This is a genomic window from Bartonella sp. MR168JLCBS, from assembly GCF_042194175.1.
In genome coordinates this window covers 330-650 of the sequence record NZ_JBHIMP010000454.1, presented here as the reverse complement: position 1 = coordinate 650, position 321 = coordinate 330, and the positions used below count along the sequence as shown (strand labels likewise).

1 pseudogene is annotated in these 321 nt (G+C 32.4%); it reads right to left on the bottom strand.

Going from position 1 to position 321, the window contains the following annotated elements:
* Positions 1 to 136: 136 nt before the first annotated feature.
* Positions 137 to 321: pseudogene (locus ACFIK8_RS11930) on the bottom strand (sn-glycerol-3-phosphate ABC transporter ATP-binding protein UgpC); the annotation flags it as partial.

The window sequence follows — 321 nt, the reverse complement described above, 5'->3', positions numbered from 1 at the left end:
TTACAGTTACGTGCACAGAGATAAAAAGCACACGTCTATAATATAAAGGCACGATATATCCTAACAAAAACGAAGTTGTTAGGAGAAAGTAAGAGGTATTTATTGATGATGCTTGTAAGGTGAAAATTTGCACTATTTACTTATTGCTTTTACGTTTTCCAGTGGTTTTATTAAAAGTATGAAAATTTTGATGAGGGACAGTAAAGCTTAGTTTTTTACCATAATCGTTTGTAAGGCGCTCTTTTATTTCAATGGTAAAAATAGTCTCATTCCAACGTGTTAAAACATGGCATCCTGTTCCAATAGGTTTGATAAGGTCAA